Here is a 13,276-nt window from a genome sequence, read left to right as displayed (position 1 = left end):
ATGCTAATGTTTGAGTGTGAAGTAGTATAGTCTTTCACAATAATATTCGAAGAAAGGAGTGAGAACATGCTTGAGAAGCTAAAGAAACTTGATAAAAAATTCTGGGCATTTATCGGGTTATTTTTAGGTATTGTTTTAGCAGCTGCAAGTGCAGATGCATTGCACTATACGGATTCTGCTGAATTTTGCTCAACATGTCATCCGATGGACACAGCTTATAGTAGCTTTTCTGATTCTGTACACGCTAATCTTGCTTGTAATGATTGCCATGCTCCGACAGACAGTATTGTGAGTAAGTATATGTTTAAAGCCAAAACAGGCGCTCATGATGTGTACATGAATACATTTAAGGCGGATGATATTCCTGATGTTATCCATGCAAAACAGGATACAACAGATGTCGTTCAAGAAAACTGTATAAGTTGCCATCAAAATACAGTCCAAAATGTTGACCATGATGTGAAAGAAAATTGTATTGATTGTCACAGACAAGTGCCTCATGGTAAGAAGGACAAGCTCAAAACGGATGAGTGGAATACGCCAGGAGAGTACTTTATTAACGGAAGAGAGGATGAGTAGTGAATGAGTAGCTTGAAGCGTGTTCTGATGCTTGCAATGGTTGCGATTTTCGCAATGGCAATCATGGCAGCATGTGGAACTAAAACAGCAAATAATAATGCTTCAGAGCCGATTGATACAGGGTTGCCAGCCGATACAATCAACAATGAAGCATTCAAAGATTTATTCCCACTTCAGTATGAAAGTTTTTATGCAACGGAAGATATGTCAGATACAACATACGGTGGTTCTGTACCTACTTCTAAATTTGATTTAAGTAAAGAACCTTTATTACCAATTATCTTTAATGGATACGGATTTGCATTAGATTATAATGAAGACCGTGGCCACGCTTATGCAATCGAAGATAATACAAAGACTTTACGTATTAACGACAAATCACCAGGTGCATGTTTAACTTGTAAATCAACAGCAGTACCAGTATTACTAAAAGAAGAAAACTTAGGTGATGCTTATTGGAAAGCAAACTTCCGCGGTGAAGTGATTCCAGCTGCTGAAGAAATGGGTCATTCACCAATCGGTTGTACATTGTGTCATGATCCTCAAACAATGGAATTACAAGTAGGACTTCCGATGTTTGCAAAAGCAATGGAAGCACAAGGAATTGATATTTCAAATCCTACTAAAAACGAAATGCGTACTTACGTTTGTGCCCAATGTCACGTAGAATACTACTTTGATCCTTCAAATAAAGGCGAAGTAACGTTCCCTTGGGACAATGGCTTCAAGCCTGAAGATATGTATGAATACTATCAAACTATTGCTAAAGACAAAGGCTTTGCACAAGACTGGAAGCATAACGTTTCAGGTGCACCAATGTTAAAAGCACAGCATCCAGAGTTTGAAACTTGGATCGAAGGTACACATGGTAAAGCTGGCGTTTCTTGCGCTGATTGCCATATGCCTTATGAGCGTTCAGACGGTAAGAAGAAAGTTTCTTCTCACAACTGGACATCACCATTAAAGAATATTGAAGCTTCATGCCGTACTTGTCATGCTGACAAAACAGCTGAAGAGTTAAAATCAAATGTTGAAGCAACACAAGAGACACATTTTAGTGCTCTTCATAAAGCTCAAGAAATTGGTGTATCTGCTCATTATTATGTGAACAGAATGATCACTGCGAATGCGCCAGCAGCAAAAATTGCTGAAGCTCAAGAATTAGTCCGTAAAGGACAATGGTTCTTTGATATTATTGCAGCAGAAAATGCGACTGGTTTCCATAACCCACAAGGTGCAATGGATTCTTTAAAAACATCTTCTGAAGCAAGCAGTGAAGCTATTATTCTTGCAACTGAAGAATTAGTGAAGCTTGGTGTGAACATTGATGAGTTAAAAGCTGAAATTGAAAAAGCAACGAATGCTGTTTTAAACGAACAAGATACTACTAAGAAAAGAGATCATGTAACAAACGCATTCTTCCCAGCTCAACAATAACAAGCAACACTATCTGTAGTACAAAAATAAGTACAGCTATTGATAGCATCGTGCAACTCTTTTGTTGTACGGTGCTTTCTTGTTCTTTGTAAGTTTCGTAATCCTACTATAATATCCGTGATATAAATCACAAAACTACTTATGTTTTTATTATAAATTTATTTCGTTGCGTACACAACATTAAATTTGTTAAATGTCTGTGAAATATATCACAGAAAGCAGCGACGATTTTATGAATTAATATATGTATGATTTTTGACAATAGTTCTATGCTTATGTTATTAACCTAAGATTTCTAATACAATCATGATAGATTTAATAGAAAAAGGGGTGGATTTGGTGCAACGTAATAGATTTAAAAGGATTTTACCAGTTTTTGTTGTTTTATTTAGTGTATTAATAGGCGTAGCTCCAACTAATACGTCTGCAAATACAGCTAATGATTATAACTTTAAAGAAATTACAATTGTAATTATGCCAGAATACAATTTACACCCAAATAAAGATGTTAATGGACCGAATTTGTTAATTGGTTTTCATGGCTTAATTGAAAATAAATCTACTGAGCCAATTACAGAAATAGAAATTCCAATACCTGCTAATGAAAACAATTTCGCACTGACACTTGCTGCCAACCCTAAAGGTGATGTGGAAGAAACAGTGGAGCAAGTGGAATATACGATCAATGAAAATAAAAATTCAGTTACGTTGCAGTTGGATGAGCCTGTTCAACCTGCAGGATCCGCAAAGTTTATGATTGAGTATTTTTATACACCAATTAAAGTTGCAGAGGGTAAAAAAACTTTTGATTATTCTTACACAGCGATAGCTGATGCTGACTTAATGAACGTGATGTTATTTGAACCACTTGGGTCGGAAAGCTTTGAAACTACACCTGTAACTGAAAATCAGGCAAGAGACACAATGGGTGTCAAAATGCATCTATTTGAGTACACAGATGTTAAAGCTGGCGAAACGAAGAATTACAATTTCTCATATATAAAGGAAGATAACGCGACGACAGTTGAACAAATTGAACAATATGGTTTCGAACATAGTGACATTACTGAACCGATAAAAGATGCTGAAACGAAGGAGTTAGGAAATAATCAGCAATCGTTTAACGTTGAAATCTCCGCAGGCATTGCGTTAATCATACTTATTTTGGTTGTATTTGTGATCTTGTTTGTAAAAAGAAACAAAACAAAAAATAGTAAACAAGTAATCTCGGAAAATAATAAAAAAAACCTTAGAAAATTATTAGCTGAAGGAAAAATAACTGAAAAAGAGTATGTAGATCAGCTTTCAAAACTTAAGTAGGGAGTGACAGTTGTGAAGAAAAACACAAAAATGCTAATGGGCTTTAGCGCGATTTTTTTTGGTATTGTGATTTTGCTTATAGCAGCAACACCTGGTTCAAGTGGAACAGAATTAACGCTTGAAGAGTTCATCAACGATCCTTTGAAATACGATGATAAGTACGTAATGACACAAGGGAATTTAATCGAAGACTCGATAACCTGGAATGCTGATCAGATCGAGTTACAATTTGATATTCAAGATGAAAAAGGGAATAGTTTACATGTTGTTCATCAAGGTGTAAAGCCAGATAACTTCAGTGAAGGTGTTATCGTAATGGTTGAGGGCTTTGTAAAGGAAGATGGTTCATTTACTGCAGAAAAGGTTCAAACAAAATGTCCTTCCAAATACGAAGGTGAAGATCCAAGTAATTATGATCCTGAAATGCACGAAAAAATACAACAATAAAACAAAGCCTAATGGAAAAACATTAAATCATTTGTTGTAGCTTAGCGACAATTTATAAGATTCATAAACGTCATATAGAAGGAGCATTACAATGTACATCATTGGAACAGTAACGATCTATTTAGGACTTGCTATTTCGATATACGCTCTCATAGCTTTCATCATTGGGATACGGAAGCAGGAACAAAAATGGGTATCAAGTGGAAAAAATAGTGTAATGACAATGTTCTTACTATCTAGCATAGCAATGACACTACTCTTCCTTGCATTAGCGACAGATCAATATCAATTTAAATATGTATCTAGTTACACAAGTTCAGATTTACCATTATTATATAAGCTCTGTGCATTGTGGGCAGGAAACGCTGGTTCACTCTTGTTATGGACATTCTTTTTAACAATGTACAATGCGATGGTTACCTTCTCAAAGAAAATGAAAGGGAATCCAATGGTTCCCTATATATCTTCGATTCTATTAGGAAATACCATCTTTTTCTATTTTGTATTAGCCACAACAGCGCAACCATTTGAATTAAATGAAATCATTCCTGCAGATGGTAAAGGGTTAAACCCAATGCTGCAAGATCCAGGGATGATTCTTCATCCAGTTACGCTATATCTAGGTTATGTAGGAATGGCTGTGCCGTTCGCATTTGCAATTTCTGCGTTAATTTTAAAAAATGTTGACGCGTTTTGGATTCGAATGACAAGACGATGGACTTTGATTGCTTGGTTATTTTTAACGTTAGGAAATGTTATCGGCGGTTGGTGGGCCTATTTAGAACTTGGTTGGGGCGGTTATTGGGCATGGGACCCAGTTGAGAATGCATCATTTATGCCGTGGCTGACTGTTACCGCGTTTCTACATTCCGTCATGATTCAAGAACGGAAGCAAATGTTAAAGGTTTGGAATTTAAGCTTAATCATTCTAACTTATGCGTTGACACTGTTTGGCACATTCCTTGTTCGAAGTGGAGTACTATCATCTGTACACGCCTTTGGTGATTCGAATTTAGGCACATACTTCTTAATCTTCATGGCGTTTGCTGTTATTTTTGCAATGTACGTGATGATGAGCCGGTATCAATTATTGAAAAAAGATAGTGGACAATTTGAATCCTTCCTTTCAAAGGAAAGCAGCTTTTTAATAAACAACTTAATTTTAGTTGGGGCAACGTTTGCCGTGTTTTGGGGAACAATTTTCCCTCTAGTATCAGAAGCTGTAAGAGGAACAAAGGTTACGGTTGGGATACCGTTTTTCAATACGGTAATGTCTCCAATTTTTCTAGGCCTAATGTTTGTAATGGCTATCTGTCCATTAATTGCGTGGCAAAAGTCATCAATGAAAAATCTTCAAAGGAATTTCTTGATTCCGGCAATTTTAGCAATTGTTGTTGCGATAGCTTTATTTGTATTTGGAATTCGCGGTGCATATCCGCTTATCTCCTTTGGGATTGTATCGTTTATGCTACTAACTCATATACTTGAAATTTATCGTGGTGTAATGGCGCGTCGTTCCGTAACGAAGGAAGCGTACCCAATCGCATTGGTAAGACTATTGACAAAAAACCGCCGCCGTTATGGAGGGTATATTGTTCACTTTGGGATTGCATTAATGGCTATTGGAATTATTGGTTCACAAAACTTTGATGTTGAGACAATGAAAACAGTTGGAGTCGGAGAAACGATCGAAGTCGAGGATTATAAAATCACTTATAAACAGCTTGCACAGCGACGTGAAGGAATTAACGACGTAGTCTATGCCACTCTTGAAGTAGAGAAAAACGGCAAAAACGTAGGAGTAATTCAACCGGAAAAAGTGTTCTTCGGAAACCAGCAACAGCCATCGACAAAGGTAGCATTAATTTCAAGCTGGCAGGAAGACCTTTATACAGTAATTAGTGCCTGGGAGCAAGATATGCGTGCAACTTTTGTTGTTAGGATAAATCCATTGGTGAAATGGATTTGGACAGGCGGTTTTGTTGTGGTGTTTGGAACACTGTTTGCAATCTGGGGTGGAAAATATAATCAAATAACACCAAGATACACTGGAGCAGAGCGCAAAGTTTCCTAGGAATACGAAAAAGGGTAACTGAAAAAGGAGACGATTCTCTTGAAATTTCGATTGTTTTCATTATTAATTCCAATACTCCTTCTTAGCAATCTTTTCGGAAATAATATTTTGGCAGTAGAGGAGTTTGATTATAGCCGCAAAGACTTTCAGGAAGTCGTTAGCATGCTAGACATGGAAGGACATGGAAATGATGATCTAGCAACGTGTAACGTCAAGCAGCTATATTATGAAGAAGTTGCTGAAATGATGACGAACGGGATGAACAAGGATGAAATCTTAGATTACTATGTGGACCAAATGGGTGAAGAAGCATTGAAGGCTCCACTAAAACAAGGTTTCAGCTTAACAGCTTGGATTACACCGTTTATCATCTTACTACTAGCGACCGTTTTAGTTTATTACATTATCCAAAGGTTGGTAAAGCTTAGACAAACAGAACCAGAGATAGAAGTAAAGCATACTGCGGTAGATGAGACGGAAAATGAAATATTGTTGTCTATCGTCGAAGAGGAACGGAAAAAGTACTTTTAGGAAGTGAACTCAAATGGATATGATTTCAATCATTGCTAGTATCATACTTGTACTTGGATGTCTATATATCGTTCTCTCGCCACTTATCGGTAGGAACAATGGTATAGGAACGGATCATGATTTTTCAAAAGTAGCTTCAGACGATCAAATAAGCAAGCAAGAGCTTTATGCCACTTTAAATGAAATTGAAATGGATTATAAAATGAATAAGCTATCTGAAGATGATTATAAAAAAATGAAGAAAGCTTATGAACTTATGGTTGCTGAGATTATTAGTAAAGAACAAAAGCACAGTGGGAAAAAGGGTTCACAGCGCGAAAGTGCTGATTTTATAAAAAATGTTGAAGATGAAATTGATCAAGAACTAGAAGCACTCCGTAAGGAAAGGAGGCTGGAATCGTAATGCTATTAATGTCAGCAGAATCAGCGGTTACGAGAACGGCACCTTCTTTTCATAACCCAGGACATTTACGAATATGGAACGAATCTCCACTACGGGAATTTGATCCCCATATTTTGATGATCATTCTTGGTCTAATCCTGATAGCTTGGATTTACTACTATTACATGTTTGTTGTCAAAAAAGCTAGATTACAAGAACAATTATATATTGATAGTGAAGAAGGTAAATTCCAACAGTTGTTAACAAAAAAAGCGATGTTATTAAATAAAATTGTAGAGTTGGAGGAGTCTTTAGCGTCTGGGAATATCGATAAAGAAGAATTTGATCAAAAAATAACTGCCTATAAGAAGCATTTAGTTCAAGTAAAACTAGATCTTAAGAAGTTTACAGAATAGCCGAGGAGGGCTGAAGGTGATTTCAATAGAAAGCCTTACAAAAACAATTGGAGAGAAGAATATTCTGCGCGGTATCACATTAACTGTGAACCAAGGTGAAACGATTGGCATATTAGGTCCAAATGGTGCAGGAAAGAGTACTGTGCTAAAAATTATTGGTGGATTAATGAAGCCCTCCTCAGGAATTGTGACGATTAATGGTCTGACAATAAAAAAAGATCCGTTTCTTGTTAAAAATAAGATTGGTTTTTTAGCCCATAATAGCTATTTGTATGATCATTTTTCACCACTCGAAAATTTAATATTTTTTGGTAAGCTTTATCAAGTTGAAAATTGTGAAAGGAAAGCAAAAGAATTAATTCGGGATGTGGGGCTAACATTTTTTATGCATGAACCTGTCAGATCATTTTCACGAGGAATGGTCCAACGATTAGCAATAGCAAGAGCAATTATTCATGAACCCGAGATTTTAATATTAGATGAGCCACATACAGGTCTAGATCAACAAGCTGTGAAGCTTTTAAACGAAGTTATTTTAAAAATGAAAGCAAAGGGTTCAACAATTTTAATGGTTACTCATGATTTTGCTCAAACTGTTGAAACGTGTGATCGCATTGTAATTATGAAGCAAGGCTCTGTAGTTGATGATTTTCATGTAACGGATCGAAGTGTTGACTATATATACGAAAAATATGCAGGACAGGTGGGCTAAAGATGATTGATTTATTTAAAGCAGCGCTAGTCATCACCTACAAGGACCTTTATTCTGAGTGGAAAACAAAGCAAATCATTAGTACAATGCTAATTTTTTCTGCGCTAGTAATTGTAACGTTTAGCTTTGCTTTTGATCCGGCTAATAACACGGTCAAAGCAGTCATTCCCGGAATGATTTGGGTGATTACAATATTTTCAGGAATACTTGGGTTGAATCGGTCGTTTCTGTCCGAGCAAGGAAACGATAGTATGAACGGATTAATTGTTGCGCCAATTGATCCCTCAAGCGTTTACTTAGGGAAGTTTTTAGCTAATTTTGTTTTAGTCTTGTTAGTACAAATTGTTTCGATACCATTATTATTTATCTTATTTGATTTTAAAATGGTGGGTAATATCGGATTATTAATTACAGTTGTTTTGTTGGGGACATTTGGATTTATAAGTGTAGGAACATTTTTAGGTGCTTTATCAGCGAATTCAAAAAGCAGTGAAATGCTTTTACCAATCATTTTATTTCCGGTTGTAAGTCCGGTCGTAATTGGCGCAGTACAAGCAACGAAAATTATTTTGATTAACTTTGAAAATATCGCTAGTGCGTACTCGTGGATGAAATTAATGACAGCGTATGACCTAGTGTTCTTTGTAATATGTTTTATCCTGTTTGAATATGTGCTGGAGGTGTAGAGAGTGAAAGATCAAAATTTAAATATACAGTTACCGAAACAATCAAAGCTTCATAATGTATTTGTTTGGACATTAATAGCATTAATGATAGTCGACCTTTATTTAATATTTATTTGGTCACCAGTAGAAAAAACAATGGGTGTTGTTCAAAAAATTTTCTACTTCCATGTTGGTACTGCTTGGGTAGCGTTTTTAGCATTTGGAGTCGTGTTTATTTGCAGTATCATGTTTTTAATAAAACGAAAGCGGATTTTTGATATTGTGGCTGGTATTTCAGCGGAGATTGGCGTTGTTTTTACCGCCATGGTATTAACAACAGGTCCAATTTGGGGCAGAAGTGCCTGGAATACGTGGTGGACTTGGGAGCCACGTTTAACAACAACACTGATCCTTTTCTTCATATATATTGCTTATATTATAATTCGCCACATGGATGGGGCATGGGAAAAGAAAGCTAGACTAGCTTCTGTCTTTGGAATTATTGGATTTATTGATGTACCGATTGTATTTATGGCAATTCGTTGGTGGAATTCTAAGCTTCATCCGATTGTTTTTGGAGACGGTCCAAGCCAATCAGGGGGTGGAATTGAACCACCAATGCTACTTACATTATTGTTTACAGTAGGTGTCATCACACTTCTATATATCGTGTTATTGCAAAAAGGTGTATACATTGAGAAAACAAAGCTAGCTGTAGAGAATTACAAAAAGCATGTTCAAGAAAAATTGATGAATAAATTATCTTAGTAAGATGCAAAGATTTTCTTAATTAGATAATGGATAGATTGTATTAATTAAAGGAGGAAACAAAAATGGGATATGTATTTTCTGCATACGCAATTATTTGGGTATTAATCGCAGCATATATGGTTGTGTTAGGTAAACGACAAAGCAAAATTGTTAAGGAAATAGATTTTATTGAAGAGCTTGAAAAATCCAATTAATAAAGGGAAGTTCGCTTGGTAAAAGAAAGATTGCCAGGCTCCCTTTCGTTATTTTTGAGGAGGTGCCGGAATTTGAATAAAAAGGTCATCCAAATTGGTGTGTTAGTATTTGTTGTTGCTATATTTTTCTTTTTAGCTAAAGGAATTAATGGCGTTGAAATTGTTGAGGTTGGCGATGTAGCGTACGACTTTGAACTTGAAGATACAAACGGTACTATTCATAAGCTTTCTGATTATAGAGGTAAATTTGTTGTCGTTAACTTTTTTGCAACATGGTGCGCACCGTGTGTGGAAGAAGCACCGGAGCTAGAGTTATATGAACAGAAATATGCTGATGAATCCCCGCTATTAATTATTGACCGCGGAGAACCAAAAAAACGAGTTCAGGATTTTATTGAAGAATACAAGACAACTTCCCCGTATTTACTAGATAAAGATGATAAAATCTCAAAAATATATAATGTGGTAGGGCAACCAGAAACACTAATAATTGACCCGAATGGAGTAATTCGTGATAAGATTATTGGCCCAACTACTGCTGAAGATTTAGCAGCAAGAATTAGTTTAATAAAGATGAACGGATATTAATTATTTTTTCGGAAAGGAATGTACAACATGGCAGGTCACCCTACAGGAATCAAACTACAGATTGAAAATCTTATTACGAATGAAATGGATGTAACCAAAGTAATAAGTGGAGAAAAAACAGCAGTACGTCGTCATGGCAAATTTGCAGAGGTTGGAGAAGTGCTGGAACTTAAAGGTAGCCATTATCAAATCACCTCAGTGTATCAGCAAGCTAATAAAGATATGACGAATGAAGATGCGAACAAGGAAGGCTACAAATCAATAGAAGAGTATCGCCAACATGTTCAGGACTGCCATAAAATTACGACGTTGAAATGGGAACCGGAAAAGCTTTACTGGGTTCATGAATTAAAAAAGATTAACTAAAGATAGTTGACGCACTCCCTTGCCAATTGTTATTTCGGCAGGGGAGTTTTGTGTTTTTGGCAAGCTTTTTGTAATAGAAGGCTAGAACTGTAGAATAATAACTATTGTAAAGTCTAGAAAAATTCTTTTAGGTGAAATAAAGGATTTGCTAATCTCCTCATAGCTATAAAAGTTTCTTGAAATATTTATGGTAAATTTTCTTATTTTAATTGTCGAGCGAATTTATCACAATTTTCAAAACCTTGATAATTACGTAACAAAAATTTCGACAAAATTCTACAATCCCAACACAGTTTTATCATATGGAAATTGTTACATTATAAGTAAGGATAAGTTTTTATCCTAATAAATTTAGGGAGGGATGAGCAAGTGGAAATACTATTATTAAGTCGACTGCAGTTCGCAATCACAGTAATATATCACTTTTTATTTGTACCCCTCACAATAGGTTTAGTCATCTTAGTAGCTATAATGGAAACAAAATACGCCAAAACACTAGATCCGATGTATGATCGGATGGGAAGATTTTGGGGGAAATTATTTGCGATTAACTTCGTTCTTGGTATTGTGACCGGTATTACGATGGAATTTCAATTTGGTACGAACTGGTCGGAGTACTCAAAGTATATGGGGGACATTTTTGGTTCACCGCTAGCGATTGAAGCATTAGTAGCCTTCTTCCTAGAATCAACCTTTATTGGAATTTGGCTGTTCGGAAAGGATCGGCTTTCTCCGAAAATGCGCGCCTTTGCAATTTGGATGGTAGCGCTAGGCACAAACATTTCAGCTGTTTGGATTATTACTGCGAACGGGTTTATGCAAAATCCAGTAGGCTATGTTTTAAGAAATGGCCGCGTCGAGTTAGAAAACTTTGGAGCAGTATTAACCAATCCGTATGTATGGCATATGTTTTTCCACACAGTAATTGCTTGTTATATTGTCGGTTCGTTTTTTGTCATGGGAATTAGTGCGTATCATCTATTACGGAAAAATGAAGTTGATTTCTTTAAAAAGTCATTTAAATATGGGTTGATTATGGCATTAGTTGCAACAACATTAACACCGTTTATCGGTCATAAAAACGGTACTTACGTAACAAGTGTTCAACCAGCGAAAGGTGCAGCGATGGAGGCTGTTTGGGAAACAGAACAAGGAGCACCATTTCATATTTTGCAAATTCCAGACCCTGATAATGAGCGGAACTTAGTTGAAGCAATTTCAATACCAAAGCTAGGAAGCTTTTTCTATACAAATAGCTTTAACGGTGAGATTACAGGTTTGAAGGATATACCTGCAGATGAACGACCACCCGTTAATCTTGTATTTTATAGTTTCCGAATTATGGTTATTTTAGGATTATTATTTTTAGCAATTGCTTGGTATGGTTTTTATTTAGATCGTAAAGATAAATTAATAGATTCACCAAAGTATTTAAAAACAACGTTATATTCAATTCTTCTTCCATATGTAGCTATCAATTTAGGTTGGGTCGTTGCTGAGGTAGGACGTCAGCCATGGGTTACAAAAAGCATGTTCAAGAAAAATTGATGAATAAATTATCTTAGTAAGATGCAAAGATTTTCTTAATTAGATAATGGATAGATTGTATTAATTAAAGGAGGAAACAAAAATGGGATATGTATTTTCTGCATACGCAATTATTTGGGTATTAATCGCAGCATATATGGTTGTGTTAGGTAAACGACAAAGCAAAATTGTTAAGGAAATAGATTTTATTGAAGAGCTTGAAAAATCCAATTAATAAAGGGAAGTTCGCTTGGTAAAAGAAAGATTGCCAGGCTCCCTTTCGTTATTTTTGAGGAGGTGCCGGAATTTGAATAAAAAGGTCATCCAAATTGGTGTGTTAGTATTTGTTGTTGCTATATTTTTCTTTTTAGCTAAAGGAATTAATGGCGTTGAAATTGTTGAGGTTGGCGATGTAGCGTACGACTTTGAACTTGAAGATACAAACGGTACTATTCATAAGCTTTCTGATTATAGAGGTAAATTTGTTGTCGTTAACTTTTTTGCAACATGGTGCGCACCGTGTGTGGAAGAAGCACCGGAGCTAGAGTTATATGAACAGAAATATGCTGATGAATCCCCGCTATTAATTATTGACCGCGGAGAACCAAAAAAACGAGTTCAGGATTTTATTGAAGAATACAAGACAACTTCCCCGTATTTACTAGATAAAGATGATAAAATCTCAAAAATATATAATGTGGTAGGGCAACCAGAAACACTAATAATTGACCCGAATGGAGTAATTCGTGATAAGATTATTGGCCCAACTACTGCTGAAGATTTAGCAGCAAGAATTAGTTTAATAAAGATGAACGGATATTAATTATTTTTTCGGAAAGGAATGTACAACATGGCAGGTCACCCTACAGGAATCAAACTACAGATTGAAAATCTTATTACGAATGAAATGGATGTAACCAAAGTAATAAGTGGAGAAAAAACAGCAGTACGTCGTCATGGCAAATTTGCAGAGGTTGGAGAAGTGCTGGAACTTAAAGGTAGCCATTATCAAATCACCTCAGTGTATCAGCAAGCTAATAAAGATATGACGAATGAAGATGCGAACAAGGAAGGCTACAAATCAATAGAAGAGTATCGCCAACATGTTCAGGACTGCCATAAAATTACGACGTTGAAATGGGAACCGGAAAAGCTTTACTGGGTTCATGAATTAAAAAAGATTAACTAAAGATAGTTGACGCACTCCCTTGCCAATTGTTATTTCGGCAGGGGAGTTTTGTGTTTTTGGCAAGCTTTTTGTAATAGA

Annotated in this window: 17 protein-coding genes and 1 pseudogene; all 18 read left to right on the top strand. The window is 35.9% G+C overall.

Translation table 11 applies throughout. The features are described from left to right. Nucleotides 1–66: 66 nt before the first annotated feature. Nucleotides 67–579: a cytochrome c3 family protein gene (locus tag D612_RS0112860; protein WP_017755890.1), complete on the top strand. Its 513-nt coding sequence runs from the start codon at nucleotides 67–69 to the stop codon at nucleotides 577–579. 3 nt (nucleotides 580–582) lie between these two features. Next, on the top strand, nucleotides 583–2,016 hold the full coding sequence (locus D612_RS0112855) for an ammonia-forming cytochrome c nitrite reductase subunit c552 (RefSeq protein ID WP_017755889.1): 1,434 nt from the start codon (nucleotides 583–585) through the stop codon (nucleotides 2,014–2,016). A gap of 339 nt (nucleotides 2,017–2,355) precedes the next feature. Next, the gene (locus tag D612_RS0112850) at nucleotides 2,356–3,336 is read left to right on the top strand and encodes a hypothetical protein (RefSeq protein ID WP_017755888.1); all 981 of its coding nucleotides are present in this window, start codon (nucleotides 2,356–2,358) and stop codon (nucleotides 3,334–3,336) included. 12 nt (nucleotides 3,337–3,348) lie between these two features. Then, nucleotides 3,349–3,783 carry a cytochrome c maturation protein CcmE gene (locus tag D612_RS0112845; protein WP_017755887.1) on the top strand — a complete coding sequence of 145 codons (435 nt, stop codon included), beginning with the start codon at nucleotides 3,349–3,351 and terminating at the stop codon, nucleotides 3,781–3,783. A 91-nt stretch (nucleotides 3,784–3,874) separates the two neighbouring features. Beyond that, nucleotides 3,875–5,857, top strand: coding sequence for a heme lyase CcmF/NrfE family subunit (locus D612_RS0112840; protein WP_017755886.1), 1,983 nt, complete (start codon nucleotides 3,875–3,877; stop codon nucleotides 5,855–5,857). Nucleotides 5,858–5,896: 39 nt separating this feature from the next. Further along, the gene (locus D612_RS0112835; RefSeq protein ID WP_017755885.1) at nucleotides 5,897–6,388 is read left to right on the top strand and encodes a cytochrome c-type biogenesis protein CcmH; all 492 of its coding nucleotides are present in this window, start codon (nucleotides 5,897–5,899) and stop codon (nucleotides 6,386–6,388) included. 13 nt (nucleotides 6,389–6,401) lie between these two features. Next, complete coding sequence (locus tag D612_RS0112830) at nucleotides 6,402–6,791, top strand: hypothetical protein (protein ID WP_017755884.1); 390 nt, start codon at nucleotides 6,402–6,404, stop codon at nucleotides 6,789–6,791. After that, on the top strand, nucleotides 6,791–7,186 hold the full coding sequence (locus D612_RS0112825) for a hypothetical protein (protein WP_017755883.1): 396 nt from the start codon (nucleotides 6,791–6,793) through the stop codon (nucleotides 7,184–7,186). Before D612_RS0112830 ends, D612_RS0112825 begins: the two co-directional genes overlap by 1 nt. Before the next feature lie 16 nt (nucleotides 7,187–7,202). After that, a complete protein-coding gene (gene ccmA, locus D612_RS0112820; protein WP_017755882.1) occupies nucleotides 7,203–7,898 on the top strand; it encodes a heme ABC exporter ATP-binding protein CcmA in 696 nt (231 codons plus the stop codon). 2 nt (nucleotides 7,899–7,900) lie between these two features. Further along, nucleotides 7,901–8,584: a heme exporter protein CcmB gene (locus tag D612_RS0112815; RefSeq protein WP_017755881.1), complete on the top strand. Its 684-nt coding sequence runs from the start codon at nucleotides 7,901–7,903 to the stop codon at nucleotides 8,582–8,584. Nucleotides 8,585–8,587: 3 nt separating this feature from the next. After that, the gene (locus D612_RS0112810) at nucleotides 8,588–9,331 is read left to right on the top strand and encodes a cytochrome c biogenesis protein (RefSeq protein WP_017755880.1); all 744 of its coding nucleotides are present in this window, start codon (nucleotides 8,588–8,590) and stop codon (nucleotides 9,329–9,331) included. Nucleotides 9,332–9,396: 65 nt separating this feature from the next. Further along, nucleotides 9,397–9,528, top strand: coding sequence for a CcmD family protein (locus tag D612_RS19105; protein WP_017755878.1), 132 nt, complete (start codon nucleotides 9,397–9,399; stop codon nucleotides 9,526–9,528). A 72-nt stretch (nucleotides 9,529–9,600) separates the two neighbouring features. Continuing rightward, entirely contained in the window at nucleotides 9,601–10,116 is a 516-nt protein-coding gene (locus tag D612_RS0112800) for a TlpA family protein disulfide reductase (RefSeq protein ID WP_017755877.1), read from the top strand. A gap of 27 nt (nucleotides 10,117–10,143) precedes the next feature. Continuing rightward, entirely contained in the window at nucleotides 10,144–10,482 is a 339-nt protein-coding gene (locus tag D612_RS0112795; RefSeq protein ID WP_017755876.1) for an ASCH domain-containing protein, read from the top strand. 369 nt (nucleotides 10,483–10,851) lie between these two features. Next, nucleotides 10,852–12,021: pseudogene (locus D612_RS0112790) on the top strand (cytochrome ubiquinol oxidase subunit I); the annotation flags it as partial. A gap of 91 nt (nucleotides 12,022–12,112) precedes the next feature. Beyond that, nucleotides 12,113–12,244, top strand: a complete 132-nt coding sequence (locus D612_RS19100) for a CcmD family protein (protein WP_017755878.1) — start codon at nucleotides 12,113–12,115, stop codon at nucleotides 12,242–12,244. Between the two features lie 72 nt (nucleotides 12,245–12,316). Continuing rightward, nucleotides 12,317–12,832, top strand: a complete 516-nt coding sequence (locus D612_RS0112780) for a TlpA family protein disulfide reductase (protein ID WP_017755877.1) — start codon at nucleotides 12,317–12,319, stop codon at nucleotides 12,830–12,832. Nucleotides 12,833–12,859: 27 nt separating this feature from the next. Then, entirely contained in the window at nucleotides 12,860–13,198 is a 339-nt protein-coding gene (locus tag D612_RS0112775; RefSeq protein WP_017755876.1) for an ASCH domain-containing protein, read from the top strand. Nucleotides 13,199–13,276: the final 78 nt, after the last annotated feature.

It is taken from the genome of Calidifontibacillus oryziterrae, from assembly GCF_000331575.1.
Taxonomy (GTDB): domain Bacteria; phylum Bacillota; class Bacilli; order Bacillales; family Bacillaceae_J; genus Calidifontibacillus_A; species Calidifontibacillus_A oryziterrae.
Note: the sequence above shows the minus strand (reverse complement) of the source record. Positions and strands in the feature narration are given on the sequence as shown.

What these genes read in the sequence shown, in the direction of transcription:
- D612_RS0112860 (WP_017755890.1), top strand. Translation starts at nt 67, where the DNA reads ATGCTTGAGAAGCTAAAGAAACTTGATAAAAAATTCTGGGCATTTATC.
- D612_RS0112855 (WP_017755889.1), top strand. Translation starts at nt 583, where the DNA reads ATGAGTAGCTTGAAGCGTGTTCTGATGCTTGCAATGGTTGCGATTTTC.
- D612_RS0112840 (WP_017755886.1), top strand. Translation starts at nt 3,875, where the DNA reads ATGTACATCATTGGAACAGTAACGATCTATTTAGGACTTGCTATTTCG.
- D612_RS0112830 (WP_017755884.1), top strand. Translation starts at nt 6,402, where the DNA reads ATGGATATGATTTCAATCATTGCTAGTATCATACTTGTACTTGGATGT.
- D612_RS0112825 (WP_017755883.1), top strand. Translation starts at nt 6,791, where the DNA reads ATGCTATTAATGTCAGCAGAATCAGCGGTTACGAGAACGGCACCTTCT.
- D612_RS0112815 (WP_017755881.1), top strand. Translation starts at nt 7,901, where the DNA reads ATGATTGATTTATTTAAAGCAGCGCTAGTCATCACCTACAAGGACCTT.
- D612_RS19105 (WP_017755878.1), top strand. Translation starts at nt 9,397, where the DNA reads ATGGGATATGTATTTTCTGCATACGCAATTATTTGGGTATTAATCGCA.
- D612_RS0112795 (WP_017755876.1), top strand. Translation starts at nt 10,144, where the DNA reads ATGGCAGGTCACCCTACAGGAATCAAACTACAGATTGAAAATCTTATT.
- D612_RS19100 (WP_017755878.1), top strand. Translation starts at nt 12,113, where the DNA reads ATGGGATATGTATTTTCTGCATACGCAATTATTTGGGTATTAATCGCA.
- D612_RS0112775 (WP_017755876.1), top strand. Translation starts at nt 12,860, where the DNA reads ATGGCAGGTCACCCTACAGGAATCAAACTACAGATTGAAAATCTTATT.